The organism is Methanomassiliicoccus luminyensis B10 (assembly GCF_000308215.1).
Lineage (GTDB): Archaea > Thermoplasmatota > Thermoplasmata > Methanomassiliicoccales > Methanomassiliicoccaceae > Methanomassiliicoccus > Methanomassiliicoccus luminyensis.
The window spans coordinates 658,989-684,821 of sequence record NZ_CAJE01000012.1; the positions used below are offsets into that span (position 1 = coordinate 658,989).

25 protein-coding genes and 1 pseudogene are annotated in these 25,833 nt (G+C 62.2%); 14 read left to right on the forward strand and 12 right to left on the reverse strand.

All coding sequences use genetic code 11. The features are described from left to right. Positions 1 to 37 precede the first annotated feature (37 nt). The 4 genes from mtxX to WYS_RS06275 all read right to left on the reverse strand — a co-directional run bounded on the left by mtxX (position 38) and on the right by WYS_RS06275 (position 3,072). Positions 38 to 823 carry a methanogenesis marker protein Mmp4/MtxX gene (mtxX, locus tag WYS_RS14595; protein ID WP_019177314.1) on the reverse strand — a complete coding sequence of 262 codons (786 nt, stop codon included), beginning with the start codon at positions 821 to 823 and terminating at the stop codon, positions 38 to 40. 163 nt (positions 824 to 986) lie between these two features. Continuing rightward, positions 987 to 2,033, reverse strand: a complete 1,047-nt coding sequence (gene dph2, locus WYS_RS06265) for a diphthamide biosynthesis enzyme Dph2 (RefSeq protein ID WP_026068863.1) — start codon at positions 2,031 to 2,033, stop codon at positions 987 to 989. Positions 2,034 to 2,094: 61 nt separating this feature from the next. Next, complete coding sequence (locus WYS_RS06270; RefSeq protein WP_026068864.1) at positions 2,095 to 2,613, reverse strand: 50S ribosomal protein L16; 519 nt, start codon at positions 2,611 to 2,613, stop codon at positions 2,095 to 2,097. A 111-nt stretch (positions 2,614 to 2,724) separates the two neighbouring features. Next, positions 2,725 to 3,072 (reverse strand): helix-turn-helix domain-containing protein, encoded by a 348-nt coding sequence (locus WYS_RS06275; protein WP_019177317.1) that lies wholly within the window; start codon positions 3,070 to 3,072, stop codon positions 2,725 to 2,727. A gap of 166 nt (positions 3,073 to 3,238) precedes the next feature. On the opposite strand from WYS_RS06275, the gene WYS_RS06280 reads away from it, so the two are divergent. From WYS_RS06280 to serS, 4 genes and pseudogenes are all read left to right on the forward strand, one after another. Continuing rightward, positions 3,239 to 3,592, forward strand: coding sequence for a hypothetical protein (locus tag WYS_RS06280; RefSeq protein WP_019177318.1), 354 nt, complete (start codon positions 3,239 to 3,241; stop codon positions 3,590 to 3,592). Between the two features lie 296 nt (positions 3,593 to 3,888). Then, positions 3,889 to 4,101 (forward strand): annotated as a pseudogene (locus tag WYS_RS16630) (ribonuclease P protein component 4); the annotation flags it as partial. 58 nt (positions 4,102 to 4,159) lie between these two features. After that, positions 4,160 to 4,465 carry a YhbY family RNA-binding protein gene (locus WYS_RS16450; RefSeq protein ID WP_019177320.1) on the forward strand — a complete coding sequence of 102 codons (306 nt, stop codon included), beginning with the start codon at positions 4,160 to 4,162 and terminating at the stop codon, positions 4,463 to 4,465. Positions 4,466 to 4,504: 39 nt separating this feature from the next. Beyond that, a complete protein-coding gene (gene serS, locus WYS_RS06295; protein WP_026068865.1) occupies positions 4,505 to 5,767 on the forward strand; it encodes a serine--tRNA ligase in 1,263 nt (420 codons plus the stop codon). A gap of 21 nt (positions 5,768 to 5,788) precedes the next feature. On the opposite strand, the gene WYS_RS06300 is transcribed toward serS, so the two are convergent. The 3 genes from WYS_RS06300 to WYS_RS06310 form a co-directional block, all read right to left on the reverse strand. Continuing rightward, the gene (locus WYS_RS06300; RefSeq protein WP_019177322.1) at positions 5,789 to 7,111 is read right to left on the reverse strand and encodes a mechanosensitive ion channel family protein; all 1,323 of its coding nucleotides are present in this window, start codon (positions 7,109 to 7,111) and stop codon (positions 5,789 to 5,791) included. Positions 7,112 to 7,161: 50 nt separating this feature from the next. Further along, entirely contained in the window at positions 7,162 to 11,346 is a 4,185-nt protein-coding gene (locus WYS_RS06305; protein WP_019177323.1) for a lamin tail domain-containing protein, read from the reverse strand. 86 nt (positions 11,347 to 11,432) lie between these two features. Continuing rightward, the gene (locus WYS_RS06310; protein WP_019177324.1) at positions 11,433 to 12,179 is read right to left on the reverse strand and encodes a TrmB family transcriptional regulator; all 747 of its coding nucleotides are present in this window, start codon (positions 12,177 to 12,179) and stop codon (positions 11,433 to 11,435) included. 71 nt (positions 12,180 to 12,250) lie between these two features. Here WYS_RS06310 and tes point away from each other — a divergent pair, with 71 nt between their 5' ends. Genes tes through WYS_RS06325 form a run of 3 tightly spaced genes read left to right on the forward strand, consistent with a single transcriptional unit; the run spans position 12,251 to position 15,176 of the window. Next, positions 12,251 to 13,804 (forward strand): tetraether lipid synthase Tes, encoded by a 1,554-nt coding sequence (gene tes / locus WYS_RS06315; protein ID WP_026068867.1) that lies wholly within the window; start codon positions 12,251 to 12,253, stop codon positions 13,802 to 13,804. An 11-nt stretch (positions 13,805 to 13,815) separates the two neighbouring features. Then, complete coding sequence (locus tag WYS_RS06320) at positions 13,816 to 13,989, forward strand: DUF362 domain-containing protein (RefSeq protein ID WP_019177326.1); 174 nt, start codon at positions 13,816 to 13,818, stop codon at positions 13,987 to 13,989. Continuing rightward, a complete protein-coding gene (locus WYS_RS06325; protein WP_019177327.1) occupies positions 13,986 to 15,176 on the forward strand; it encodes an NAD(P)/FAD-dependent oxidoreductase in 1,191 nt (396 codons plus the stop codon). The genes WYS_RS06320 and WYS_RS06325 overlap by 4 nt, the downstream gene beginning before the upstream one ends. A 30-nt stretch (positions 15,177 to 15,206) precedes the next feature. Here WYS_RS06325 and mvk read toward each other — a convergent pair whose 3' ends face one another. Further along, entirely contained in the window at positions 15,207 to 16,136 is a 930-nt protein-coding gene (gene mvk, locus WYS_RS06330; RefSeq protein WP_019177328.1) for a mevalonate kinase, read from the reverse strand. 176 nt (positions 16,137 to 16,312) lie between these two features. Between mvk and WYS_RS06335 the strand changes: the two genes are divergently transcribed. Continuing rightward, the gene (locus WYS_RS06335; RefSeq protein ID WP_147654462.1) at positions 16,313 to 16,738 is read left to right on the forward strand and encodes a hypothetical protein; all 426 of its coding nucleotides are present in this window, start codon (positions 16,313 to 16,315) and stop codon (positions 16,736 to 16,738) included. A gap of 56 nt (positions 16,739 to 16,794) precedes the next feature. Here the strand turns inward: WYS_RS06335 and WYS_RS06340 are convergent, their stop codons facing one another. The 3 genes from WYS_RS06340 to WYS_RS06350 form a co-directional block, all read right to left on the reverse strand. Beyond that, entirely contained in the window at positions 16,795 to 17,988 is a 1,194-nt protein-coding gene (locus WYS_RS06340) for an MFS transporter (protein ID WP_019177330.1), read from the reverse strand. Between the two features lie 33 nt (positions 17,989 to 18,021). Beyond that, on the reverse strand, positions 18,022 to 18,627 hold the full coding sequence (locus WYS_RS06345) for a hypothetical protein (protein ID WP_019177331.1): 606 nt from the start codon (positions 18,625 to 18,627) through the stop codon (positions 18,022 to 18,024). Positions 18,628 to 18,759: 132 nt separating this feature from the next. Continuing rightward, on the reverse strand, positions 18,760 to 19,887 hold the full coding sequence (locus WYS_RS06350) for a pyridoxal phosphate-dependent aminotransferase (RefSeq protein WP_019177332.1): 1,128 nt from the start codon (positions 19,885 to 19,887) through the stop codon (positions 18,760 to 18,762). 146 nt (positions 19,888 to 20,033) lie between these two features. Between WYS_RS06350 and WYS_RS06355 the strand changes: the two genes are divergently transcribed. Both WYS_RS06355 and WYS_RS06360 read left to right on the forward strand, forming a co-directional pair. After that, positions 20,034 to 20,969, forward strand: coding sequence for a S1C family serine protease (locus WYS_RS06355; RefSeq protein WP_019177334.1), 936 nt, complete (start codon positions 20,034 to 20,036; stop codon positions 20,967 to 20,969). Positions 20,970 to 21,104: 135 nt separating this feature from the next. Further along, a complete protein-coding gene (locus WYS_RS06360; protein ID WP_019177335.1) occupies positions 21,105 to 21,743 on the forward strand; it encodes a helix-turn-helix transcriptional regulator in 639 nt (212 codons plus the stop codon). 16 nt (positions 21,744 to 21,759) lie between these two features. On the opposite strand, the gene WYS_RS06365 is transcribed toward WYS_RS06360, so the two are convergent. Further along, positions 21,760 to 22,152, reverse strand: coding sequence for a hypothetical protein (locus WYS_RS06365; RefSeq protein ID WP_019177336.1), 393 nt, complete (start codon positions 22,150 to 22,152; stop codon positions 21,760 to 21,762). 559 nt (positions 22,153 to 22,711) lie between these two features. Between WYS_RS06365 and WYS_RS06370 the strand changes: the two genes are divergently transcribed. The 4 genes from WYS_RS06370 to WYS_RS06385 all read left to right on the forward strand — a co-directional run bounded on the left by WYS_RS06370 (position 22,712) and on the right by WYS_RS06385 (position 25,823). Beyond that, the gene (locus WYS_RS06370; RefSeq protein WP_147654464.1) at positions 22,712 to 23,323 is read left to right on the forward strand and encodes a hypothetical protein; all 612 of its coding nucleotides are present in this window, start codon (positions 22,712 to 22,714) and stop codon (positions 23,321 to 23,323) included. Continuing rightward, a complete protein-coding gene (locus WYS_RS06375; RefSeq protein WP_019177338.1) occupies positions 23,320 to 23,949 on the forward strand; it encodes a hypothetical protein in 630 nt (209 codons plus the stop codon). Before WYS_RS06370 ends, WYS_RS06375 begins: the two co-directional genes overlap by 4 nt. A gap of 78 nt (positions 23,950 to 24,027) precedes the next feature. After that, a complete protein-coding gene (locus WYS_RS14605; RefSeq protein ID WP_019177339.1) occupies positions 24,028 to 24,663 on the forward strand; it encodes a DedA family protein in 636 nt (211 codons plus the stop codon). 62 nt (positions 24,664 to 24,725) lie between these two features. Beyond that, positions 24,726 to 25,823 carry a hypothetical protein gene (locus WYS_RS06385; protein ID WP_026068868.1) on the forward strand — a complete coding sequence of 366 codons (1,098 nt, stop codon included), beginning with the start codon at positions 24,726 to 24,728 and terminating at the stop codon, positions 25,821 to 25,823. Positions 25,824 to 25,833 lie beyond the last annotated feature (10 nt).

Genomic DNA, 25,833 nt, shown 5'->3' on the forward strand with positions numbered 1-25,833 from the left:
CATCTAACGGAGACGCATATCTCCATTAAATTATTTCTCAAACCCTTGGCGGCCGTATCGCTCGGTCCCGTTCATCCGCCAAGGCCGCGGCGAGGGCTACGGAATCGACATAGCTGGCCTTGGCTCGGGAGGTATCGATGTACACCCGGTCGATGTTCAGGACCGGCGCCCCCATGGCCACGCCGCCGCCCAAAAAGTGGAGGGTGCGGAAGATCAGGTTCCCGGATATGCCGTCCGGGGCGATGATGACATCGCAGTCCTTCACGGCATCCTCGATGAGGATCTGCACGTCCTTGGCGCGGAGGCCGTCCTCCGCCAGGATCGAAAGCGCCTGCAAGGCGTCATCGATGGTCCGATCGACCTCGGCCATGCGCCCCTTGTCGCTGGAACGGCCGCCTGACATCATGCCTATGACCGGCTCCACTCCCAGACGGCGCACCGTCGCGGCGCACAAGCGGGCCAGCTCGACCTTCTCCGGGACAGTCCATCCCTCGTCCACCCCCACCGGGGCCAACAGGAACAGGCGCCCTCCCTCCGGCTTCATGAACGCCGCCCGCAGCACCTTGGGAACGCCGAACGCCTCGCGCACCGCGCTCATGGCGTCGTTGGAATCAAGGTCCCCCCGCACCGCCGCGTCGATCCTACCGTCCCGCAGATCCCTGGCCATCTCGACCGGGTCATCGTAGATGGTGACGGCCCCATGCCCCGTACGCTGGGCCGCTTCAGCACTGTCGATGACCTTCCGGCGGTCCTCGCCGGCGCCCATGCCAATGCGCAGGTGGGGCCTCAGGCCCCGGGAGATGACGGAATCCGTGGTGAGCATCGGGCGTGGAATGACCGTCCACTGTATTATCTTTGCGTGAAGGGGCCATTTTCAAATAAAACAGGGGGGCAATGGGTGCATACCCACGCCCCCCAAATAACTGCAAAGCCCTAGCGGGACATGCGATGAGGAAAATTATCCGGTCGATGATGTGGCGAGAGGATCAGGCATGAATGCTGGATGAGCGTCCATCTAGCTCACCGGTGATGAAATCCATGCGGTAGTCCGACCAGTCCCTGATGCCCAGAACTATCTCCAGCTCCACCGGGGTCAGGATCGGCTTCTGGTACCTGAGGTAGTCGTCCACGGCGATGCGCGGGCACGCGGTGGACACGTACGCGTCGGCCTGGTAGGGCATCAGGAGCTCGGGGTCGAACCGTTCCATCATGACAATGTCCGCGGACTTACCGCGAGACTCCAGCAACTTCTTCAGCCTCAGCGCCAGGTCCATCCTGACCTGCCCGACCTTGGTTGACACCAGGACGAGGTAGCGCTGGGCCTTCTCAGCTCTCACAATGGCCCCGTGCCTCTGCCGCAATATCTTGTCCTTGAGGCCGCCCATGTCCCTGACCTCACCAATAAGGGGATCGAGAACGAGGACCTCCTTCCCGGTCTCTATGGCGACGCTCAGGGGATGGAAGTCCCCGCTTCCGATATACAGGAACTGCTCCACCTCTCCGCCCACCGCCCCGGCCGCGCTGATATTGCAGCCCAGCAGCTGGCCGTCGAACAGCACGCGGTTGTCGCCCCGGCCGATCAGCGCGCTCTTCCCGCGCGACTCCAGCCATTCCCTGACCGCGTCAAGGCCGCGAACATGCTGTACCGTGGTGATCAGCCCGACGCGGCCCTTCAGGCGCGGCAGCACCCTCTCCAGGAGGGGTACCATGTCGACCTCGAAGTAGACCTCGACGAACAGCACCCTGGGATCCTGCCCCATGGCCGGGATCTCCGAATGCCCGAACTGGACCAGGGCGTCGGCGTACGTCGGGAACCGCGAGTCCACGTCGCAGGCGCCGTAGCAGGGATCGCCGATGAGCAGGAAGGTGGCACCGGTAGCTTTCTCCAGCTCCGCCTTGATGCGCTGGCCGTGGGGCTTGAGGCCCTCGGGCATCTGCAGGGCGACAACGGCCGCGCCGCGCTTCCTTATCCAGTCAGCAACCTCCTCCAGCCTGAAGTCGTACAAGTATGGCCCCCGTCTGTTTCGATCCATGCACCTGCGAGGGATGCGACTAAATGATATAAAGAAGGGGTTAAAGGGATTTGTGTGAGGTTTAAGCTATCAGCTCAGCGCCCTTCGCCACTTCCATGTAGCAGGGGGAGGGGAGCTTCATGGAGGCCTTCCACAGGGCCTCCTTGCCGGCGGGGAAGGCCTGGGGTACGAGCCTCAGGGTGATGACGGTGTCCCCGCTCTGGACCCTGGCGGCGGTGCCCACGGCCTTGCCGAAGGCGCCGCGCATGCCACCGGACACACGGTCCGCGCCGGCGCCGGTAGCCATCTTGTGCTCCCTCAGCACGATGTGGGGGAACAGCCTGATCTTGAGGTGGTAGGTAGAAGGGTTGGTTCCCTTGGACAAGGCCCTGTTAGCAGCCACACGGGCCGCTTCCAGCGAAGTGTGCCTGATCTGGCAGGGCTCCTTTACCCTGAGGTTTAGGACTATGGGGAAGTCCCCACTGGTGTTGCCGAGGTCGTAGGTGCTGATACGAGGGGCGGGAACGCCACCCATATACTCCCTGCGGGTGTAAGCCTGACCCCTTATCTGACGGTACATTCTTGCGGGCTTCCGTGACATACTGGTTCACCTGTGAAAGTCGATTTGAAGATTTGCTTACATTATTGTTATTGTATTTAAGCATGATGGCTAGTGCGGAAGCCTTGTACGCCCATGGAATGAAGTCTGGGTTCAAGCCGGGGGCGCGCGCTCGCCGGCCTGCACCAGGCAGTGGTCCTCGACCCTGCCGTCGACCAGCTCCATCTTTACGCGAACCTCTCCCCGGTCCAGGAAGATAGAGGCCTTCCTCAGCTGGGACTGGTACACCGATATGCGCTTACCGGAGGGGGCGATCCTCATCTCCACACACTTCAGGAGGCCGAGGTTCTCCAGGGTCCTGATGCGGTTGTAGCAGGCAGAGATCGGTATGCCCAAGCTCTCGCTCATCTCCGACGCGGTCCTGGGCTTCTCGATGGCCCATACCATTATGCGGGCGGCGTACTCGTCGTTCATGACGTTCGATACGGTAAAGGCATCCATCCTATCCCTCGCGGGGGAATAACATTGATGTCATATAATTTATTGCATAGATTATTAATGATTTAATTTACATCGGTAGAAAAATCTCAGGAACGATATTGATTCATGAAGGCCGCTGTGCCATCGGGAAAAATATGTTATACCTTCAACTCCAAGGATATCGGTGATGGGAGCCATGGAGATCGAAAGGTTGATGGGAGAGAGGGCTAAAGCCCTTATGGAGAACAATCCGGACCTGGAGATCGACCGCTCCAAGGAGGAGGGCGATTGGGGCCTTCTGACCCTCAGGGAGGGCGGGACCCTCGTAGGGTTCGAGTTCCTGGAAACGGAAGAGAGCATTGGCAGGCCGGACGCCTTGCTGCAGTACTTCGACGCTGCCAATGACGGCTACTATGTCGGCGTGGTGGTACCAGAAGAGAAGTTCGATGACGTGACCGACCTGATCTATAGCATGGGGGAGGGGCAGGTGACGGTCCTGACGTACGAGGACCTGGGCATAACCCCCTACACCCTAGCCTGAAAGAGGACGACCGCACTCCCCGGATAGCTCAAGATGCACCGCCGCCGGTCTTTCTCCATTTTTTGATGGTTCCGACCATACTTTTCACGACCGATCATCCGGATCCGTCCGGATCAATGGGTGAGGACGGAGATGGGGCAGCGACGTCCCCGGCCGGGGACATACCATCATCCAGCACCCTGTTCGCGGCGAAACCTATTTCATATTGGTACATCTGTTGCATCGGCGTTGAAGGGCGAACGATGGCCAAGAAAAGGATCTCCAACAAGGAAATGAGGAACATCGCCAAGGCGCGGATGGAGAGGCTCCTGGACCTGGCCGTCGTGGAGGCGAGGGAGGGGCATGACGAGCGCAGCCGGAGGTACGTGTCCCTTGCCCGAAGTATCGCCATGCGGACCAACACGCCCATGATGAAGGAGAGGCACTATTGCCGCGACTGCTCCATCGCTCTTCTTCCGGGCCGCAACTGCACGGTCCGCCTTCGCTCCAACCGGGTCACGGTCCATTGCCTCGCCTGCGGGAGCGTCAGGCGAGTGCCATATCTCAGAGAAAAAAGAGGCGAGACAGATGGTAGAGAAGCTGAGCAAGAAAGAGCTGGTCAAGAAAGGGAGCGAGATAAAGCCCACCATTCACGTGGGGAAGGAGGGCCTTACCGAGGGGATCGTGGAAGAGGTCCGAACCCAAATAAAAAGGCACAAGATGGTTAAGGTCAGGGTCCTTCCCGCGGCGGACATGGACAAGGACGAGGTCGCCGCCGCGCTGGCGGAGAAGGCCGGGGCCAGGTGCGTGGAGACCAGGGGCTTTACCGTGCTGCTGTGCGACCCCAAGATCGCGGAGGACCGGCCTAGCGCCGGCGCAAGCAAGGGTTTTTGAGCAACAAGGCCATTAGCGCGACCTAAGGTGTGACTGGGCTTGCTAGACACCGACCTGATACGTAACGATCCAGAGCTCGTGCGGGCGTCCCTGAGGAACAGGAATTATTCGGAGGCCGCTCTGGACGAGTTCCTCAGCATCGACAATGAGTGGCGCAGACTGGTGGACGAGGGCAACAATCTCAAGCATGAGCGCAACGTCGCATCCGAGAGGATCCCCAAGCTCAAGGGCGAGGAGAAGCAGGAGACCATCGCCAAGATGCGCCAGGTAGCCGAGAGGATCAAGCAGATCGACAGCTCCGTGCTGGAGCTGGAGGCCAAGCGCGCGGAGGTCGTGCTCAACATACCCAACATCCCTGACGCCAGCGTGCCGGTGGGAAAGGACTCCGCCGACAACGTCACCATCAGAACATGGGGCAAGGTCAGGAAGTTCGACTTCACCCCCAAGAAGCACTATGAGCTGGCCGAGGACCTGAACATCATTGACTTCGCCCGCGGGGCCAAGGTCACCGGCAGCGGGTTCTTTATCCTCAAGGGCGACGGGGCCAGGCTGGACCGCGCCATCACCCAGTACATGCTGGACCTCCACCACGATCAGGGTTATACTGAGATCTTCCCGCCGGCCATCGTCAACAAGGCCGCGGTCATCGGGACGGGGCAGTACCCCAAGATGAAGGATGACATGTACTGGTGCGAAAGGGACGACCTGTGGCTCAACCCCACCGCCGAGGTGCCGGTCACCAACATCCACCAGGACGAGATCTTCGAGAGGGCCCAGCTGCCCATCCGCTACACCGCCTACCTCCCTTCGTTCCGCCGCGAGGCGGGAAGGAACGCCGACACCAGGGGCATCATCAGGGTCCACCAGTTCAACAAGGTCGAGCTGGTGGAGTTCGTGCATCCCGACAATTCCTTCACCGATCTGGAGGTCCTCCGGGACAACGCCGAGGCAGTGCTCCAGGGCCTGGAACTCCCGTACCGCGTCATGCTGCTATGCACCGGGGACATGGGCTTCGCCAGCGCCAAGACCTATGACCTCGAATCGCACGCCCCAGGAGCGGACCAGTGGCTTGAGGTGTCATCGTGCTCCTGCTTCACCGACTTCCAGGCCCGCAGGGCCAGGATCAAGTTCCGGCCGGAGCCGCACCTCAAGAGCGAGTTCGTGCACACCCTCAACGGGTCCGGACTGGCCCTCCCAAGGACGATGGTCTCGGTCATGGAGAACTACCAGAACAGGGACGGCACCATAACCATCCCCAAGGTCCTGCGGAAGTACATGCAGGGGCAGGAGCTCATCGAGTGAACTCGCCCCCTCGCGTTAGGCTCAATCCACCAGGGACTTGTGTCCCTCTGTCTGGAAGATCTCCTGTATCTGGAATATGATGTCCGAACGTATCTGAGGGTCCTTCTGGACGTCCTTGCTGTACACCACCACCTCATACATGATGCTGTGGCCTTTGATCTCCACCGCCCTGACCTCGGGCTTGGGGTCCTTGGCCACTCCCTCGACCCTGCACACGGCCTCGCGGACGTAGCTCGACACTCTCTCGTGCGGTATGCCGAAGGATACCTCGAACAGGACGTCGATGGCGTGGCTCGACGCTCTCGAATAATTGTAGATCCTCCCCTGGATGATCTCCATATTGGGGATGTCCACCAGCTCCCCGTCCATGGTCTTGACCTTGGTGAACACCAGGCCCTTGTCGATCACATCGCACATCAGGCCGTCCGCCACGCGGATGCGGTCCCCCACCTCGAACGGGCTGGTGTCCATGAGGGCGAGGCCGGACACTATGTTCTGGACGGCGGAGTAGGACAGGCCTATGGCCAGGACGAGGAAGACCAAGGTGACTATCACCAGGAGGATGCCCACCAGCTCCATGTCGATCATGAGGAAGATGTTGAACAGCACCACCAGGAAGGCGATGGTCACCAGCGAGTACTTGATCCCGTCCTTAAGTAGCTCGATGACCTGGGGGTTGAACTTCTTCGAGCGGAACTTGAAGTCCTCCAGGATGTTCTCCACGAGCTTGATGACGAAGGCGATGCCGATGACGATGGCCAGGGTGACCAGTATGCCCTGCTCGTTGGCGACGAGGAAATTCCCCAGGCCGTCAAAGGTGGTCTGGAGGTCGGTGAGCGCCGACAGCACGATGAGCAGGACCAGGACGGTCGAGAGTATATACACCACATAGCTCAGCAGAAGGCTGGAGAACTCCAGGGCCGAGGGGAGGCCCGCCCCGTCCGAGGTCATCCGTGACCGACGGGATATCCGCCTCAGCACCTTTACAGCGAAGCCGGCGAGGACCACTATGACCAGCACCAGCAGCGCATCGAACACGTACCTGGTGGCCGCGCCCCACCAGGGTTCGTCATTGAAATTCGCTACGAACGAGGCCACCACGAAGGCCAATATAAGCAGCAGCGCGACGATAAGGGCCTGGGCCATGCGCCTGGCGTAGTCGAGCACCTCCGAGTCGAAGTACTTGCCCTCGCGGGACCTCCACTCATCGATGTTCTTGTTGAGATACGACCAGACGTACAGCGAAACGGTGAACGCGCCGACCAGGGCGAGCAGGGCCCAACCGTAATCGTTCATCCACCCGCTCCCCCCGTCCAAGGCGAGGAGCGAAGGGTTCCAGACCATGCTCCCTGCTATCTGCCGCCATGTAGATGAACTTATCATGGACGAGCTGGTCAGGCCTTCGTTATCGTCCCCTTGAGCATCCAGACGCTTACGCTGTCCGAGGCCGAGAACGCCCCTGTTTTGATCCGGGGCCCCGGGAGGTCGGAGATCACCATGCCGAACCTTATTGTGCCGCCGCCGCTCCCTACGCCGAGGACGCCCAGGCTGCAGCCGATGGTGACGGCGGCCTTCATTTCGGTCTCGCCGGCCACTGCCTCGATCACGCCCGGCGCGCCCACACTGAGATAGGCCGCGAACTGGATGAAGACATGCTCTCCCAGCGCGTCCGCCGGCACCGGGACCCTCTTCATCGCCCCCAGGGGGTTCAGGGGGTCGCATAGCATCTGTCCCACCGCGTCGGCGGCCCACGCGAAGCATTCCCTCACGGCCTTCCCGTCCGCGACCAGGGCGAGGCCGACCCCCGCACCCAGGCTGCCGGAGTAATCCTCGAGGCCGAAGCGGAGGAATATCTTCACCGATGACACCGCGTCACCCACCGCGTCGAGCATCTTCTCCCGGAGGGAGGACAGGGCGGTCCGGAAGAGGTCTTCCACGGTCCGGGCGTCGGGGACCGCGGCGGGCGTGGACCAGAAGGCGTCCTGGAACGATGCCGTGAGCATGGACCCCAGACCGCTGGTGTCTAGCTCGCGGAACAGCACGCCCCCGTTGGAGCGGCCCAAGGTCCCCTGCTTGAACTCCCAAGTGCCGGAACCGTCGTAGGCGCGCTGCCAGGTCCTCCCGTCATCAGCGAGGTCCTTGACCCAGGGGGCCGAGTCCACCCGCTTCCCGGAAGGGTCCAGCAGGGCCAGGGACTCCTGTAGTGGGAACCCTTGCCCGCCCCCGTTGTCGAGGGCCTGGCCGGAGAACGTGTACACATAGTAGCCGCGGGCAGGGATGACCACGTTGGAAAGGAGGTCGTTCCGCACGTTGCCGTGCGAGGTCACCAGGGACCATCCGCTCAGATCGATCGGTCTATCGGTAGGGTTGAACAGCTCCACCTTCTCTTTGGAGCGGTCCTCACCAGCGGGGTTCTGCTCGAACTCATTGATCATGATGGCGCTCTTGCTCAGAAGGTTGAACGAGACCTCGATGCCGCCGTCAATGTGGAACTTGGCGCCGGGGACCGGGCTGGGGATCAGCTTCAGAAGCTCCCCCAGCCCGGGAATATCGCTCAGCGCCACCGAGACCTTCTGCTCCCGCCGGACCTCCGGAAGGACCAGCTCGATGACCCTGTCGCCGGAGAACCCCCTCGCCTCCACCATGTGGGAATAGACCTTCATCAGGGGATCGACTATGATCTCGATCCTCCAGTCATCCCTGCTCATGGCCACGTTCCCCAGGATGGTGTGCGAGCCGTCCGCGAGCTTGAGTACGCGCAGCGAGGAGGTTATGAGGGCGCCGAAGGAGGACAGTGAGGCGTCGATCCGGATCTGGTCGTCGATCTCCGCCAGCGCCGAGTCCCGGGGTGCGATGACCAGCGATGCGGCGATGCCGAAGAGGCTCAGGCGGACGGTGGTGCCTCCCAGCACCGACTGTGTGACGTCGGCGATGGCGCCGATGAGACCGTTCAGCGTCCCGGTGATGAGCCGCTCCAGCGCGTCCACCCCGGCCATGAGAAGGTCGTTAAGGGCCTCCAGCGGCCTGACCGCGGTGGTGAGGGTTACCGTGAGCATCTGGGCGAAGATATTGAAGGCCCGGCTGGCCATGCCAGAGATTATCTGCGCGCCCGACACCATGAAGTCCCAGGCCTTGGTGATGAACTTGACGATGTCCCCCAGCAGCGTGGCGGTGGGGCGATAGTCGACGCCGGTGAGGCCCCAGGCGCTGCTGGTGACCACGATGAGCTGGCCGGCCACCGTTATGTCCATGGCGCAGGGGACGTCAGCGATGGCGGCGCCGTCGAAGCTCCCCGCGGCGACGCTCAGGGTCACGCGGACCGAGCCTTGGTACGATACCTCCCATTGAGTGAGGTACGGCGAAAAGGTCAGATTGCCGAGGTCGGTGACGTGGCGGTTGGGGCAAGCGGTGTCGGCCCGGTCGTAGTCCCAGGGCCGGGTTATCGCCACCGATAGACCGTTGACGCCGTCGGTGGAGAGAGATAGGAGGTCCGAGATGACCTGAAGGTGTTCGGTCCGCTCCATCCCGTTCCGGGAGACCAGCTGGAACCCTTCCTGGCCCAGCGGGACGTTGATCTTCCCGCCCCACATCTGGGCCGCCGTGCTCATATCGCCGACCATTTTCGTCATGCTGCAAGTGATGACGGCCTCGATCCCCGGGATATTGGCCGCCCCGTAGGAAATGGCCTTCACCACGAGGTTCTCGAAGAAGCCCGTGTCGGTCTTCCTTTCCATGGCATACTGGAAGGGGGCCAGGACCTTGCTCTGGGCCCGATCGGTGAAGGCACCCTCTATGATGTCCAGGCCCCATGCGGGGTGCCTCAGCCCCATTTCGATGGCGAGCCTGGCCTTCTCCCTCGACGCCTCCGAGAGTTCGGGGTACCGGTCGATCTGCTTGACCAGGACCTTGCTCAGTTCCTGCGCCCCGTAGCGGACGGACCAGTTCATGCACAGGACCTCCGTCCAGTGACGGTCCATGAACTCAGCGGCTGCCACGGCCAGATCGTCGCGGGAGGCCTCGATGCTTTTGACGTGGTCCATGGCCGGCCTCAGCCAGTCAGGGTTCTCCCGGAAGGACCTCATGATCTGGGCGGCCATCTCTTCCATGAACCCCCTGCCGTCAGAGGGGTCGAGGACCAGGCCCGCGGGGCTGAGGGTGCAGTGGGTGGCCACCGCCTCGGCCACCTCGGCAATGAACTCCCTGACCTCGCGGACCAGCCAATAAGTGCTGGAGATATATTGGCGATAGAACTCCCCCCATGCTTCGGACGCGAAGACATCGACGTCGGGGAAATCGATCGCGTAGGTCCCCCCGAAGGTCTGGTAGTACCTATTGTTATTCTCGTCGAATAAGGTGAGCTCGAACTCGGGGAGGGTTATGAGGGCGTTACCGCTCCCGTAGTTGAACCAGCGATACTTGGCCTCCGGGTACCCCGCCTCCTCCATGACCTCGGAGATGTAGTTCATGATGTCGTCCTGCGCGCTGTCCCCTCCGGTGATGAAATCAGCAAGGTCCCAGACGCCCCAGATGAACCCCTCGACCGCATCCTCCGCAAAATTCGTTATATCTATTACGTGAAAATAATCCAGCGCGGAGAATATCATCCGGTCCATGACCGTGAGGATGGCCTGAGATACCAGGGGAGCGAGGTCGATCTCGCCGTCGCCGTAGGTGCTGAGGAACAGGTCCGCGGGGTCCAGTCCGTTCTTGAGGTCGCCATCGAGCGCCTCCTGCAGCTCCGGGAACTCCGCCAAGGCGGCCTCGTCGGCAGAGCGGAAGATCCGCAGTTCCTCAATGACGATAGCCAGGTTCACCGCCCGCACCACGTCCTCATCCGACAGTACAGCCTCGGTGCTCCGCGCTCCCACCTGAGCGCCTATACCGTACCCCATCAGAACGCGCTCCTGGGCCAGCGCGGAGAGCATGTAGCCTACCATGTTCTGCAGGTCGCCCAGCGGAGCGGCGGAGGAGGTCAGGCGGGCCAGGCGGTCGAAGAGGAAGGGCAGGGGAAGGTAGATGTCCTGGTCGATATCCTGCCCGAACAAGATGCGACCGTGGTGGTTGGACACGTTGAGCACGAAGCCGCCTGACAGAGCGAAGAAGGCCGGGAGACTCACTCTCCCTCCTATATCGGTATCCCCGCCATAGGCGATGTAAGCATCCGCCAGGCTGGCCTGCATGAACTTGAGGGTGACGTTGTTCAGGTGCATTGCGACGCGGAACCTGCCCGAATCATCAGGATAGCTCTCGTTCAGGGCAGCGTTGAACGCCTCGCTGAACCTCTGGGACAGCAAGGCCTCGTCCAGGTCCCTGGTCTCCCGGATGGCGTCCAGGGCCGCCGAGTAGGCGCTCCTTTTGACGTCCTCGCAGGCGGCCGCGGCGGTCTCCTTCATCCTCTGGATCGTTTCGACGGGGAGGCGGGCGTCCTCATGGGAATCGTTGTAGGAGAAGATTATGACTACGCTGATCGAAGACAGTACCAGCAGGAGCACCGCCACCAGGGAGAATGGCATGCTGCCGTCGGTTCCGTTCGCTCGTCCGCAACGCCCCTTCCTCAGCCCGCTCCGCTTCGCTAACATCGGAAGATGTCACGGCCGGGAGGATAAAAAGGCCTTGAACTAACTGCATACTACATCGCGGCAGCGCGGAGGGGGCAGGTCATTCCTCACGATTCGATTCCCAGGGACATGTGGAAGAAGTGCTCGAAGTACGTCACCAGGAACTGGTTGTCGGAATAGCCGCATATGGTGAGGTCGGGTGACGCCAGCATGGCCAGCTCGCCGTCCGTGATGGCGTCCGTGGCGAAAAGGTCCTGCTTCCTGAAAACCTCAGTGGCCTCGGGCACTTTGGCGGATGGCTCCGCCACCACCGTTATCTTGACGCCGCGGTTCATGGCGCGGGCGAGCCTGGCGGAGTGGGCGCCGAGGATCTCCCGCATTACCGGGGAGGAGATGAACAGGGTCTCCTTGGCGACATCGATCATCTCCCCCATCTTGGCGAGGACTTTGTCCTTGCCGGTGATGGTGTAGATCAGCTGGGGAGTGCCTCTTTCCGACAGCAGTCCCTTGAGCGCCTCTATCTTCTCGAACGCCTGGTCGAGCTCGGCAACGGTGCGGTCCCGGATGTCCCTCGGGGGAACGGGATAGAACACCGCGGGGCGCCCTCCCCCAGTGGTGGCGAAGGCCTTGACCCGGAGGGAGGTGAGGACCTTGTACGCCGAGGTCCTAGGTATCCCCGCAGCCTCGGCGATCTCCTCCGCTGACCCATGGGAGCGCATCACCAGGGCGAGGTAGGCCTTGGCCTCGTAGCTAGACAGCCCCATCCTCATCAGGAGCGACTGTATCTCCTGCCGCGCCTGTGTCATGTTCACACGGTCCAGACGCAGAGCGTCCAAAAGCTCGTTATGTTCCATTTGTAGCTCCATATGCTACAATAGTATTAAATTATCCTAGGAGAGTCCGCTCCCAACGGGATGACACTCGTATGATAGTCAAAGAGAGTGCGCTCAAGAAAGGATTGCCCAAGGATACGCAGTCCCTTTGCCCTGAATGCAAGAAAATAGTGCCAGGCCGCATCTTCGAGTCCGAGGGGAAGGTCCTCATCGAGAAGACCTGCCCTGAGCACGGAAAGGTCACCGACGTTTACTGGTCAGATGTGGGCCTGTACCTCAAAGCGGAGAAGTTCGCCTATGACGGCACGGGGGTCAGCAACTGTCTCATCAAGGACGCCAAGACCTGTCCGGACAACTGCGGGCTGTGCAACCTGCACACCAGCCACACCGTCCTGGCGAACCTGGACCTCACCAACCGATGCAACATGAGATGCCCCATCTGCTTCGCCAACGCCAACCAGGCCGGCTATGTCTACGAGCCGAGCTACGATGAGGTCGTCAAGATGCTGGAGACCCTGAGGGCCGAGAAGCCGGTCCCCTGCACCGCGGTGCAGTTCTCCGGCGGGGAGCCGACCATCTACCCGCGCTTCTTCGATGTCGTCAAGAAGGCCAAGGAGCTCAAGTTCGCCCAGATCCAGGTCGCCACCAATGGCATAGAGATCGCCAAGGACCCCGAGTTCATTAAGAAGGCCGCCGAGGCAGGCCTGAACACCGTCTATCTGCAGTTCGACGGGCTGGACGATGAGATTTACAAGAAGGTCAGGGGACGGTCCATGCTGGACGTCAAGATGCAGGCCATCGAGAACATCCGCAAGATGGAGGCGCACCGCCCCTCGGTAGTGCTGGTGCCCACCCTGGTCCGGGGCTTCAACGACCACCAGATCGGCGACATCATCCGCTTCGCCGTCAAGAACCGCGATGTGGTGAGGGGCGTCAACTTCCAGCCCGTAGCCTTCACCGGCCGCATCGACCAGAAGGAGAGAGAGGAAGGGAGGTACACCATACCCGACCTGGTCAAGGACGTGGAGAAGCAGACCGGGTTCGCCACCCAGGAGGACTGGTATCCTGTCCCCGTAGTGGTTCCGATATCCACCTACGCCTCCGCCATTCTGGGGGCGGAGAAGGTGACCTTCACCACCCACCCCCACTGCGGCATGGCCACCTATTGGTTCATCAAGGACGACAACACGGTGATCCCGCTGACCCAGTTCGTGGACGTGGAGGGCCTGTTCGCCGAGCTGTACGAGCTGTCCAAAAAGACCGAGGGCGCCACGTTCCCCAAGCTCTCGCTGGTCAAGGCCCGGAGCATACTGAAGCGCCACATGGACGAGAGCAAGATGCCCGAGGGCCTCACCACCAACAGCTTCATCCAGGTGCTCACCAACGTGTTCAACAACAACACCAAAGAAGGCCTGGCCAAGTTCTCGTGGGGCATGATGCTCATCTCGTCCATGCACTTCCAGGACGACTACAACTATGATATCGAGCGGGTGAAGCGCTGCGCCATTCACTATGTGGTCCCGGATGGGAGGATCATTCCCTTCTGCGCCTACAACGGCGGACCGACCTACCGCACCGAGATCGAGAAGAAGTTCTCCATCCCCCTGGAAGAATGGAGGAAGGCCAAAGGGGCCGAATATACCTGAGAGGGATGAAAATGATCGTGTCTATCGAGAAATGCCACCACTGCGGGGCCTGCGTGGGCTCCTGCCCCCAGAACGCCATCTACCTCAACGATGTCGTCCTGACGTTCAACGATGACTGCAACCGCTGCGGCCGCTGCGTAAAGCTGTGCCCGGTCGGCGCCTTGGAGCTGGAGGAGAAGAGATGAAGAAGATCGAGTGCGACGTGGTCGTCGTGGGCGCCGGCCCCGCCGGCAGCATGACCGCCAAGTGGGCCGCCAAGGGCGGCGTGGACGTGGTCATGATCGAGAAGCGCCAGGAGATCGGGTCCCCGGTCCGCTGCGGCGAGGGGATATCCAAGGCCTGGATGCCCGAGGTCGGCATCAAGGTCGACCAGAAATGGATCGCCCGTGAGGTAAAGGGCGCCCACATCGTCTCCCCCACCGGGCACACCTTCGTAGTGGACGAGAGCCAGGCCGGCAACGAGGTCGGCTGGGTGGTGGACCGGGTCCTGTTCGACAAGGCCCTCGCCGCCGATGCCGCCAGGGCCGGCGCGGAGATCATGCTCAAGACCGCCGCCACCTCCCTCATCAGGGAGGAGGGCAAGATCGTGGGGATCAGGGGCGAGTCCTATGGCGAGCCTTTGGAGATCAGGGCCGGCTGCGTGGTCGGCGCCGATGGCTACGAGTCCCAGATCGGCCGCTGGGCCGGCATCGACACCTCGCTGAAGGCCGCGGACATAGATACCTGCTACCAGTACCGCCTGACCAACATCGACTACGATCCCGACTTCTGCCTGTTCCAGCTCGGCTCCGACGCTCCCGGCGGGTACGTGTGGGTGTTCCCCAAGGACGATGACACCGCCAACGTGGGCATCGGGGTCCAGATGTCCAAGGTGAAGAACGTCGCCGATGTCAAGATGTACCTCGACAAGTACATCGCCAAGCACCCCGGCCTGAAGAAGGGTCAGCCCTTGGAGGCCGTGGCCGGCGCCGTTTCCATCTGCGCGCCGCTCGACTCGGTGTCGATGGACAACCTCATCCTGGTGGGCGACTCGGCCCGCATGATCGACCCCATCACCGGGGGCGGCATCTCCATGAGCTGCCAGGCCGGCATGTTCGCCGGGAAGGTGCTGGCAAAGGGCGTCCAGGCCAAGGATTTCTCCATGAACGTGCTTCAAGAGTACGAGACCCTGTGGAGGGACCGCATGGAGAACAAGCTGTGGAGGAACTGGATGGCCAAGGAGAAGATGGTCACCCTGTCCGACGACGCGCTGGACAAGATCGTCCACACCCTGTCCGAGGTCGGCGTGAAGAAACTTTCCGTCCAGTCGCTCCTGGAAGTGGTGAAGGGCCGCTACCCCGACCTGGTCAAGGAGTTCGAGGACCTGATCTAAGGTCAAACCCCTTTCCAATCTCTTTCCCTCTTATTCTCCATCAACCCTGACGCCGTCCACCCCGGTGTGCACGACGTACGGTATCCCGCCCCTGCTGGCTATGGCTGCGGCGACCTTGTCCGGCTTGTCCGTCAGCGCTATCATGCTGCCCCCGCCCCCCGCGCCGGTGAGCTTGGCCCCGTACGAGTGCGGCAGCGAGGCGTCCACCAGCTTCTGGAGGTCCGGGGACGACACCCCCAGGATGGCGAGGAGGTTGTGGTCCTTGGTCATCAGCCGGCCCAGCGCCTCCAGGTCCTTATTCCTCAGCCGCTCCGCGCCTTCCAGTGTGAGCGCGCCGATGTCGTCGACGATCTCCCTGGCGAAGGAGGAGTGGTCGGCGTACCTCTTCACTTTGGCCACCAGGGGGCCGGTGGGCTTGCGTATCCCGGTGAACCCGATCACCATGGTCATCTCCGGCACATCGCAGTGGTGGACGAACCACCTCCGGGTGTCCCGGGAGATCTCCCACAGCAGGTCTGGACCTTTTTGCGAATCGATGAAGATCCCCTGACCGTGCGTAGAGACGGAAGTGTCGATGGGGCTGGCGCGCCCCTGCACGATGGATTCCACGTCGAACGCCTTCCTGGCCACGTCCTCCTCGACCAGGCGGCCGTTCATGCTGGCCATGGCGCCCAGCGAGGCCACTGTGACCGCCGCGGAGGAGCCCAGGCCGGATCCAGACGGCACGTCCGAAGAGATCTCGAAGGACAGCGGACCCCCGCTCCAGTGCCCCCTCATGGCAGCCATGATGTAGGAGCTGTTGCGCTCCGTCAAGATCTCCCCGTTAACGGTGCTGTGTGCGGAAGGCGCCGCGGCGCACCGCAGCCTCATGCCTATGGCCAGAGCTATGGCGGGCTTGCCGAAAACCACGGCGTGCTCCCCCATGAGTATAATCTTGCCGGGGGCCGAGACGACGGTCATCCCCGAATGATGCACATACTGCCATTTAAACCGTTTCTCCCCCTATTTTCAGCTGGCACACGTCCTCAAGGGGCCAATTATGCATTATCAGGAAGGGGAACGGAAAAGTTTGATATACGGTCCGTTCCCAAGTTAGCGAAAACGGGGATAGTTAGAGGTCCAGAGGTACCAATATCATGTCAGATAGAAGCGCAGTGCTCACAACACTCAACGGACAAGTGGTCGAATGGATGGTGTTCGAGGACCATAAACAGGCCAAGGACCATTACGCGGCCGGCATAGGGAAGCTGAAGGAGATGATCCAGCATACCTCCGAGGACGCCCACTGGGAGATAATGCTGTGCGAGGTCAACCAGTACGCCCGGTCTAAGCAGAGCGGCGAGGAGGTCGCGGTGGAAGCCGGCGAGGAGACCGACTGGTATTCCAAATACCTTACCATCATGGCCAACCAGGCCCGCCGCATCAAGGGGGCCCGCCCGCGCCTGGACCTGCGCATGTGGCAGCGCCTGAGGAGCGGGATGGACGACATCCTTTCCGACGAGGACGAGGGAGCCGACAAGGCGCCGGAGCGCCTGGAGCGGCGCGAGTCCTCCGGCTATTGAAAAGCGTTCTTTTTGTTCGCGCGATGCCGCTGGCATCGCCCGCTCGGCCCGACACCTTAGGCCGAGCCCCTGCCCTGGCGGGCGATGGGGTCCGAGGTCCTGATCAGGGGGAGGCTGATAGCAATTATGACGAGGCCGGCTATCACGAACGGTAAGCTGGACACCGGGGCGCCGACGTTCCCGGCCAGCGCGGCCAGGGCGATGGGGGCGATGACGAAACCGAGGTCCCCGATGGTGCGGAACAACCCCATGGCCCCTCCCAGCTCCCGCGGTTCCGTCACGTCGGTGATCCAGGCGGCGATCGGGCCCGTAAGGCCGAGGGCGAGGCCCAGGGCCACTAGGATCAAGGCCAGGGCGACCATGTCCTCGGCCAGGGGGAACAGCGTTATCAGGACGCCGGTGATGAGGAGCGAGCTCAGCATGAACGGCTTACGGCCGTATGTATCGGTCAGGCGTCCGGCCAGTAGCATGGTGGAGAGGTTGGCCACCGCGCTCAGGGTGAGCACTATGCCCAAGTCCACCTCGTCCATGCTCAGATTGTTGAAGGCATACAGGGGGATGATGGTGCCCATGATCCCTTGGCGGGTCACGAACACCGCGAAGGTCCCCAGGTTGATGGAAACTATGTCGTACCGCTTCAGCAGCCGCCCCAGCTGCTTCAGGGTGATGGCCTGCTTGGCTTCGCCGGGAACGGCGGGAGGCTCCCCGATCCACAGCGCCACCATGACGAAGGATACCGCGCCGCATAGCCCGTAGGCCAGGAAGGGCGCGGCCAGGCCGAAGGATCCCGCCACCACCCCGCCCACCGCGGGGCCGCTCACCGAGCCGAGAAGGAACATGCTCATATACAGGGACAGGTGCCGCCCCCTCGCCTCTCTCGGCGCCAGCATGCTCACCATGGTGAGGGAGGTGGTAGTGTACATCGCCGAGCCCACCCCCTCCAGTATCCTGGCGGCCAGAAGGGTCTCGAAGTTGGGGGCCAGGCCGGCGACGAGGGAGGAGATGGCGATGATGAACAGGCCGGCAAGCATGAACCGGCGCATCCCGAAGCGGGAAGCGACCATGCCCGCGGGGATGTCCAGCACCACGCGGGCGATCGCAAAGGCGGCGATAAGGAGGCCGACCAGGGCGTAGGATATCCCGAAGCTCAGGGCGTACAGCGGGAGGACCGGGGAGATAATGGAGACTCCCATCATCACGAAGAACGCCGCCGCTGACAGTACCGCGGTCGCCCTCAGGTCGTCACGCATATCCTCGCCGTTCCAAAGGGTTCAGGAAGGGGTTTAGAGAGAGTATTTCTCTGACATCTCTTCCAGGGCCTGGTTGGGGCTCTGGCCCTTCAGCTCCTTCCGGGAGCTGTTCCACCACTTCTCCTCGAAGTCCCCCAGGGCCGCCATGAGCTCCCCCTCGGTGTCGAACTTCTCGCCCATCTTGGCGGTGAACTCGTCCTGGAAGGCCTTCAGCAGGTCCACGTTGTACTGGTTGTTCACCAGCGTCACCGCGAGGTAGTCGTCGAGGTTGCGGGCGAAAGCGATGGCCATCTCCTTGGGCACCACATCCATGAGCATGTCCAGGAGGGCGTTGGTCAGGGTGAGGAAGAGAACCTCTTCCCGGGCCTCCTTGGGCACGGTCTTGTCCATGATGACCTCCTTGAGGCTGGAGAACCACACATCGCGGAGCGCGTAGGTGCGGTTCTGGTTCTTGCCGAAGATCATCTCCTCGGCAATGGAGTCCAGGTCCTCCCCGATGGTCTCGAGGTCCTCCACCAGCTCCTCGGGGGCGGGGAGGTCCCGCACCGCGGGCTGCGCTTTCTTGGTCTTCTTGGGCGTTTTCGCGGCCCCGCTCTTGGCGGCGGGCTTGGACTTGGCGGGCTTCTTGGTGCTGGTCAAAGGGCGATACCTCCACTTTCGGTCCGAGTATGAACGGCAAGGGGGCGGACGCCAGCAGCGGCGCCCGTCCGACGCCTCGAATAAATGACGTGCGCCTATATAGTTCCTCTTTGTCCAGGGGCGCCGGCCTTATTACTGCGGCCCCTCGACCACCTTCTTCACGATGTCCAATCCCTTGATGATGCTGGCCTCCGACGCCGCGTAGGAGAAGCGCAGGTGGCCTTCCGCGCTGTCGCCGAAAGCGGTCCCGGGGGCGCAAATGACGCCGGCGGCCACCAGCTTCCTGGCAAGGTCCCGGGAGGGAATGTCCAGGTCGTACGAGGGGAAGGCATAGAACGCGCCTTCCGGCAGGTGGCAGTGGAACCCCTTGATGTCGTTCAGCATCCTGGTGATGGTGACCCTGCGGCGGTCGAAGGTGGGAAGGATGCCCCGGGTGAACTCTTCCTGAGCGTGGAACACCTTGGCGATGGCGAACTGCGGCGGGGTGGGCGGGCACGCTACCAGGTGATACTGCATCTTGGCCAGGTCGTTGATGATATCGAGGGGCGCGGTGAGGTATCCGATCCTCCAGCCGGGGACGGCGAAGGACTTGGAGAACGAGTTCAGGACCACCGCCCCCTCCAGCACCTCGTTGAAGGAGTGGTGCTTCCCTTCGTATATGAAGTCCTCGTAGACCTCGTCCGAGATGATCCACAGGTCATGGTCCTGGGCGATGTCCACGAGGGCCTTGAAGTTCTCGCGAGTGAGCACCGAGCCGGTGGGGTTGGAGGGCGAGTTGACCACCAATCCCCTGGTCCGGGGGGTGATGGATTCCTTGATGCCCTCGATGTCCGGCTGGAACCCTTTCTCGTCCAGGAGGTGATAGGCCACCGGCTTGGCATCCGCCAGCACGCTGTCCGGCTCGTACAGCACGAACCCGGGCTCGGGCACCAGCACCTCGTCGCCGGGATCGAACAGGGTCTGGAACGTGGCCATGGTCCCCTGGGTGCCGCTCGCGGTTATGATGACATTTTCCGCCGTGACGTCCTCGCAGTACTTGCGCACCTTGCCCGCCACCAGTTCCCTGAGCGGGTCGATGCCTTTGGTCGGACCGTACTTGTTGCGGTCCTGGTCCAGCGCCTCCTTGAGCGCTTCCCTGGCCTCCCTGGGGGGCTCGAAGTCCAATTCTCCCAGACCGAGGTTTATGGCGTCCCTGCTGGCCATCTCGAAAATCTCCCTGACACCAGATGGCTTGATGCTCTGAACTCTCTTGGAGACCATCGCCCCGGGAAGGTTTAACGCAGTCTTATTGGTTTTGTTCAGCGCTGAGGTGAGACCCAGAGGGATCGGCGACGGCGAGGGCTGTGACCTGTCCCCGGCGGACCTGGTCAACAAGTGCGGCCATGGGCATCATGGGCTCGATTGCCATGTTGGACATCGAAGGGATATACATCAGCGCGGTGGAGAAGGGCGCCGGGAGCACCGTCAGCGTACGGACGACGGGGGCCCGGGGAGGGTGCCGGGGGCCGTACTTCCAGCGTTCCGGGGTGGGCTCCGGGATCGTGCTGGACGACCGGGGGCACATCCTCACCAACAATCATGTCGTCGCCGGGGCCGAGCGCATCGTGGTGGTTCTGGGGAACGGCAACATCCACGAGGCCAGGGTCATCGGGAGCGACGAGCGGACTGACATCGCGGTGCTGGGGACCGACGCGAAGGAGCTGGCGCCGGCCGAGCTGGGCGATTCCGACGCGCTGAGGGTCGGGCAGCCCATCCTGGCGATAGGGAGCCCGCTGGGGCTGGCAGGCGGGCCAACGGTGACGTCGGGAGTGGTGAGTTCGCTGCACAGGAACCTGTGGATGAGCTGCGGGAACGGTCTGAGCGTCATACAGACCGACGCGCCGGTGAACCCCGGCAACAGCGGAGGCCCCCTGGTCGATCTTTCAGGAAGGGTGATTGCGCTGACGGCGGCACAGGTGCTCTACGCCGACGGAATCGGCTTTGCCATACCTATCAATCTCGCAAAGAAGGTGTCCGAGCAGATCATACAGCACGGTTCGGTGCGGCGGCCCCGGCTGGGGATAGTGGCCATAGACGTGCTTCCGCGCATCGCCTACCAGTTCAGGCTCCCCAACACCCTGGGGGTGTTCGTCACGGACGTGCTTCCAGGGAGCGCCGCGGAGGCCGCGGGGCTGCGCATCGGGGACGTCATCCTGGCCATCGGCGAGGAGAGGCTGGGCGGAGTTCACGACCTGCTCGCCGCTCTGGGAAAGAGGGAGGTAGGCGCGGCGGTGGAGATGGAGGTGAGAAGGAATGGAAGGACCGAACGGATATCTGCTGATCTGGGCGCCAATCCTGACTGAGTCGCGCGCCTGGAAACCTTTCGAGCCCAAGCTCCCGGGCCCCTCGGGGCCGGCGGTCCCGCCGGGGCCTCCCCGCTGAGGTCTCAGCGGGAGAAACTTTCTTAGGGCACGACGCACGTGAGCAGGACGACGGATATGGAAGAAGAGCGCAAGATGGCCGTGGAGGACCTGGGCCTGTCGGCCGATGACCTGCGGGAGACGGACATAGATATAATGCGGTCGCTGGAGGCAGAGGGCGGCGACGTGGCCTTCCAGGGTCTCCGCCGGGTCACCAACCTGCACCAGGAGACGCTGTCCCGGGCGCTTAAGCGCCTGGAGGAGGACGGCTACGTGAAGCGGACGCCCCGGGGGTATCGGCTCACCGACGCCGGCTCGCACCTGGCGCAGGGGCTGCTCCTAGCCCCTCCCAAGGCCTACGCCACCGTCTTCCAGTCCTTCCTCCCCGGCGACGTCGGCCCGGGGGAGCTGGCCGGGCGCCTGGAGGGGAGATGGTTCAACAACCTCCGGTGGCTGGGCATGAGGGAGGACGGCGAGGAGGCGGTCCTCCGCTGGGTCACCGAAGGGAGTGGGATCGAGATAGTGGTCCGCCTGCGATGGGGGCAGGCCATCGTGGAAACGGATGCCTCCGGCCAGGAGGAGCTGGTCGAAGCCCTCGTGGCCGCCCAGAGAGTGTTCGGCCACTTGACCGAACAGTGGCGGAACGGGCTGGAGAGGATACCATCAGGCGTGAACCTGTTGTGGTGGTCCGACCGCGCACCCCGCCCGGCCGGCTGAGCGCTCTTGCTCGGGATCAGCCCTTGCCCAGAAGCTTGACTTTGATATTGTGGTCTCGGCTGAAGTGCGCAGCCAGATTGTACGACAGGTCGTCGGCCGCATATCCGCGGACGGACGAGCCGCACACTGGGCAGCGCACCGATTCTGGCACATCCTCCCCCGGCGGCCTTTCCTCGGGGGACCCATGCCACTCCTGGATGGCCCTCTGAGAATAAGGCAGCGGGGACAGGCCCTCTTCATGCACCTCGCTCCGCCGTTCCTTCTCCCCCTTTGCCGGGGCGCAGCTAAGGTCGCATAGGTCAGTGAAATTGTGGGCATTGGACATGTGGGCCTGAAGGCCCATGCTGAGATCGAGCTCTCCCTCTCCGACGATGTTGGTGTTGCAGATGGGACACAGGATCGATACCATGGAAACCAGTCTCCTTTGGCTAACGAGGCAACCCAAATGATGTCAGCTACCAGCACATAAATATGCTGGCCTGCAACTGAGCTCGGCCTCATCATTCGCTGCATTCGGCTCGCTGACGCGGAGCCTGCCGCCTTCCCGTGCAGAGAAGGCGGCGATGTTCCCGCTGGCGTTCGAGCCGACGCCAGATCGAGCCCGCACTGGATGCGCATTTGAACTGCCTTCCCGTTCTGCTGACCTAAGACACACTGGCACGCCTTGTTGACACGTTGCCCGTCTGAACTAGGTCGTCGGTACGTTCCAGGCGTATCTTGACGGTGCGAAACATCTTACCATGCAACGCTATTCCGCTGTTTACGCTCGTCACCGCTCAATATGTCTACACAAAGGCGGGTTTCCCGACCTTTCCGACAATACATATTATAAACCGAATACGGGATGAAGTGGCATTGTATTCGAGATCAGCCACGCACAGCCCCTGCCACCGGCCAGCTGCGGGTACGGGAAAGGACCATACAGATGCGGTTCATACGTCCAGCCATCTTGACAAAGAGGGATGGCCGTGCTGACGTTCTCGGCTGCAAGCACGAAGGACCGCCTTATCGCCACCGTCCTGTTCTGCCTGATGGTCGCAGGGGCGGCCCTCACCGTGGCGGACATGAACCCGTTCTGGTTCCTAGTGGCGCTGTGGGTACTGGCCATGATCATCGGTGTGACATCTCACAGTGATATAGAGATCACCTTTTCCCTCACATGCCTGACCGTGGCGGCCCTCCCGTTCGTCATCGGCCTGATAGGGGTTCCCTTCTGGAGCGGACCGTTCTCCATGGACACCTTGGGGTCCAAGCTGCTGCACAGCGTCTCTATATTCGCGCTCTGCCTGGTTACCTCGATTTACTTGGGATCGCACACCGCCATGTGCCTGAACCGTCCGTTCATGGTAGGGGTGTCGTTCATGCTGTACATGGCGGTGTTCACCATCCTCGGCCCCATAGGGTTCTATGGGGACCTGATCTTCCAGACCAGCCACCTCGCTGACCTCGACATGTTCATGTCCAACCTGATCATCTGCAGCATCATCGGGCTGGTGCTGGCGCTGACGATCAACCGCCGCTTCCGCCGGCTCGCCTTCTTCTCGGCGCCGGCATCGGCAAAGGGAGGGGCGTCCCCGTGAACCGTCTCCTGGCCATGGCCGCAGCGCCCTTCATGGCAGTCCTGGGGATAGGAGTGGTGTTCGGCCTCCTGACCGGCAAAGGCACCTACATCGCCTCAACCTGCTTCTGGAGCATAGTCATCCTCTCCATCCCCTTGATACTGGACAGGCATGAAAGGGTCACCCTGCCCTGGCCGGTGGTGCTGTGCGCCGGTATCGCCCTGATCCTGCACGCCATCGGTCTAATCATGGAGATGTACGGGATGTTCTGGTGGGATAAGCTCACCCACCTGGTGTCGGGCATCGTGGTGGCATCGCTGGTAAGCCTGGTGCTGCTGGTGATCCTGCATTACTCCAAGACCATCCGTATACCCTCAAAGTGGTTCCCCTTCCTCCTGATAATATCCGTCCTCGCCTTCGAGGGAGTATGGGAGATCCTGGAGTTCACGGTCGACCACACTATGGGCACAGGCATGCAATACGGGTTCGGCGACACCGTCAACGACATCACCACCAACCTCATCTCCGGCATACTAGCCGGGTTCGGCGCGTCGTATTTCATCGGCAAGAGCTCCGTTGATAAGATCGTCGAGGGTATGAAGGTGGAGAAGACCGTCAGGTTCCTCCAGAAGCACGTCGACCGGTGATGCCGTTCGCGCCTTGGGCATCACCAGGTTTTTTGAACAAGGAACGTGTATAGTCATCAAGCTCGGGGAGAAGGACATTTGAACATCATCGACACGATCAACCAATGGGTCATATCCCTCATCGAGACCACCGGGTACCTCGGCATATTCCTCTCCATGTTCGTGGAGGGGATATTCACTCCCATACCCAGCGAGGCCATCGTACCGTTCGCCGGCTACCTGGCTTCCACCGGCCAGCTTAACTTGATCCTGGTCGTTCTGGTGGCTTCGGTGGGGGCGACGGCCGGTTCGACGGTAGCCTACGCCCTGGCGAAGGTCATCGGCCGGACCGCGGTGCTGCGCTACGGCAAGTACTTCGGGGTCAGCCACGAGACCCTGGGCAAGGCGGACCGGTGGTTCGAGAGGTATGGTTACTGGGGGGTGCTGATCGGGCACTCCATCCCCGGGATAAGGTCCATCATCTCCTTCCCTGCAGGTTTGGCCAACATGAACCTGAAGAAGTTCATGGTCGCCACATTCACCGGCGCTTGCATCTGGAACACCGTGCTCACCCTGACCGGGTACTTCCTCGGCGAATACTGGGTGGAGTTCTGGGGCGGCCTGGACGGCCTGGACTACTACATACTCGCGGCGGCGGGCCTCGGGCTGGCGGGCTACTTCCTGTACAAGAGGTACGGGAAGAAGAGGGGCGTCCAACCGCAAGAGGAAAGTTGAGATCGGAACTGCTCACGGACCCGCGACGGTCTTGGCGGCACGAGTTTAGGTGATGGGCAGATATGGCGGAACCCTGGAAAGCGATGTACGATGAGGCGTTCCTCCGCGGCTTCGGGGAGAGAGTGCGCTCCGCGTACGGCGGGTTCGATGCCGACGCCTTCGTGGCCGCAGTGACCTCTGGGGAGTGGGGCGGTCTCGAGCTCAAGGCCCGCACCCGGCGGATCGCCGAGGCGCTGGGGAAGTACCTCCCGCCGCGGTACGAGGACGCGCTGGGAGTGCTGTACGCCGTCGACGAGGATTGCGTCGGCTTCCCCTATCTGTTCTTCCCCGACTTCGTGGCGGTGCACGGGCGCGGGGAGTGGGATCGATCTATGAAGGCGCTGGAGCGGTTCACCCGGCGCTCGTCGTCGGAGTTCGCTGTCAGGGCGTTCATCATCGATGACCCAGAAAGGGCGATGGTGCAGATGATGGCCTGGACCAGGCACGAGGATGAGAACGTGCGCCGGCTCGCCAGCGAGGGATGCCGCCCCCGCCTGCCGTGGGGAGAATCGCTGCCGATGTTCAAGCGCGACCCCACCCCGGTGCTGGCGGTGCTGGAGAGGCTGAAAGACGACCCTTCCCCGTACGTGCGCCGGAGCGTGTCCAACAACCTGAACGACATTGCCAAGGACCACCCCGAGGTGGTCCTGGAGCTCGCGGAACGCTGGAAGGGGGCCAGCGAGAGGACCGATTGGATCCTGAGGCGGGGCTGCCGGACCCTGGTCCGCAAGGCTGAGCCGAAAGCCCTGGAGCTGTTCGGGTACGAGTCGTGCGGTGCGCCACTGGTCTCATCGGCCTCGCTGATCGCATCGCCGTCGACCCTGGCGATCGGAGATTCGTGCGAGTTGCGCTACGAGCTCGATGCACGAGAGGGGAAGCCTCTCCGAGCTCGCGTGGAATATGGGATCTATTTCGTAAAGGCGAGCGGACGAACATCGCGCAAGCTGTTCCTTCTGTCCGACAGGACGGTGCAGGGAGGCGGGCGCATCGCCGGCGAAAGGACCCACGACTGGTCCGACCTGACCGTGCGGCGCCACTATCCCGGTGAGCATCGCATCGCCCTCGTGGTGAACGGTCAGGAGGTCGCCGACACCGCTATAATGCTAGAAAGGCGAGAATGACGTGCGAAAG

What these genes read in the sequence shown, in the direction of transcription:
- WYS_RS06275 (WP_019177317.1), bottom strand. Translation starts at nt 3,072, where the DNA reads ATGGATGCCTTTACCGTATCGAACGTCATGAACGACGAGTACGCCGCC.
- WYS_RS06320 (WP_019177326.1), top strand. Translation starts at nt 13,816, where the DNA reads ATGATCGTGTCTATCGAGAAATGCCACCACTGCGGGGCCTGCGTGGGC.
- WYS_RS06385 (WP_026068868.1), top strand. Translation starts at nt 24,726, where the DNA reads ATGGCGGAACCCTGGAAAGCGATGTACGATGAGGCGTTCCTCCGCGGC.
- WYS_RS06270 (WP_026068864.1), bottom strand. Translation starts at nt 2,613, where the DNA reads ATGTCACGGAAGCCCGCAAGAATGTACCGTCAGATAAGGGGTCAGGCT.
- mvk (WP_019177328.1), bottom strand. Translation starts at nt 16,136, where the DNA reads ATGACCGTCGTCTCGGCCCCCGGCAAGATTATACTCATGGGGGAGCAC.
- WYS_RS06365 (WP_019177336.1), bottom strand. Translation starts at nt 22,152, where the DNA reads ATGGTATCGATCCTGTGTCCCATCTGCAACACCAACATCGTCGGAGAG.
- WYS_RS06340 (WP_019177330.1), bottom strand. Translation starts at nt 17,988, where the DNA reads ATGCGTGACGACCTGAGGGCGACCGCGGTACTGTCAGCGGCGGCGTTC.
- WYS_RS06310 (WP_019177324.1), bottom strand. Translation starts at nt 12,179, where the DNA reads ATGGAACATAACGAGCTTTTGGACGCTCTGCGTCTGGACCGTGTGAAC.
- WYS_RS06355 (WP_019177334.1), top strand. Translation starts at nt 20,034, where the DNA reads ATGTTGGACATCGAAGGGATATACATCAGCGCGGTGGAGAAGGGCGCC.
- dph2 (WP_026068863.1), bottom strand. Translation starts at nt 2,033, where the DNA reads ATGGATCGAAACAGACGGGGGCCATACTTGTACGACTTCAGGCTGGAG.
- WYS_RS16450 (WP_019177320.1), top strand. Translation starts at nt 4,160, where the DNA reads ATGGTAGAGAAGCTGAGCAAGAAAGAGCTGGTCAAGAAAGGGAGCGAG.
- WYS_RS06325 (WP_019177327.1), top strand. Translation starts at nt 13,986, where the DNA reads ATGAAGAAGATCGAGTGCGACGTGGTCGTCGTGGGCGCCGGCCCCGCC.
- tes (WP_026068867.1), top strand. Translation starts at nt 12,251, where the DNA reads ATGATAGTCAAAGAGAGTGCGCTCAAGAAAGGATTGCCCAAGGATACG.
- WYS_RS06300 (WP_019177322.1), bottom strand. Translation starts at nt 7,111, where the DNA reads ATGGTCTGGAACCCTTCGCTCCTCGCCTTGGACGGGGGGAGCGGGTGG.
- mtxX (WP_019177314.1), bottom strand. Translation starts at nt 823, where the DNA reads ATGCTCACCACGGATTCCGTCATCTCCCGGGGCCTGAGGCCCCACCTG.
- WYS_RS06305 (WP_019177323.1), bottom strand. Translation starts at nt 11,346, where the DNA reads ATGTTAGCGAAGCGGAGCGGGCTGAGGAAGGGGCGTTGCGGACGAGCG.
- WYS_RS06360 (WP_019177335.1), top strand. Translation starts at nt 21,105, where the DNA reads ATGGAAGAAGAGCGCAAGATGGCCGTGGAGGACCTGGGCCTGTCGGCC.
- WYS_RS06350 (WP_019177332.1), bottom strand. Translation starts at nt 19,887, where the DNA reads ATGGTCTCCAAGAGAGTTCAGAGCATCAAGCCATCTGGTGTCAGGGAG.
- WYS_RS06280 (WP_019177318.1), top strand. Translation starts at nt 3,239, where the DNA reads ATGGGAGCCATGGAGATCGAAAGGTTGATGGGAGAGAGGGCTAAAGCC.
- WYS_RS06335 (WP_147654462.1), top strand. Translation starts at nt 16,313, where the DNA reads ATGTCAGATAGAAGCGCAGTGCTCACAACACTCAACGGACAAGTGGTC.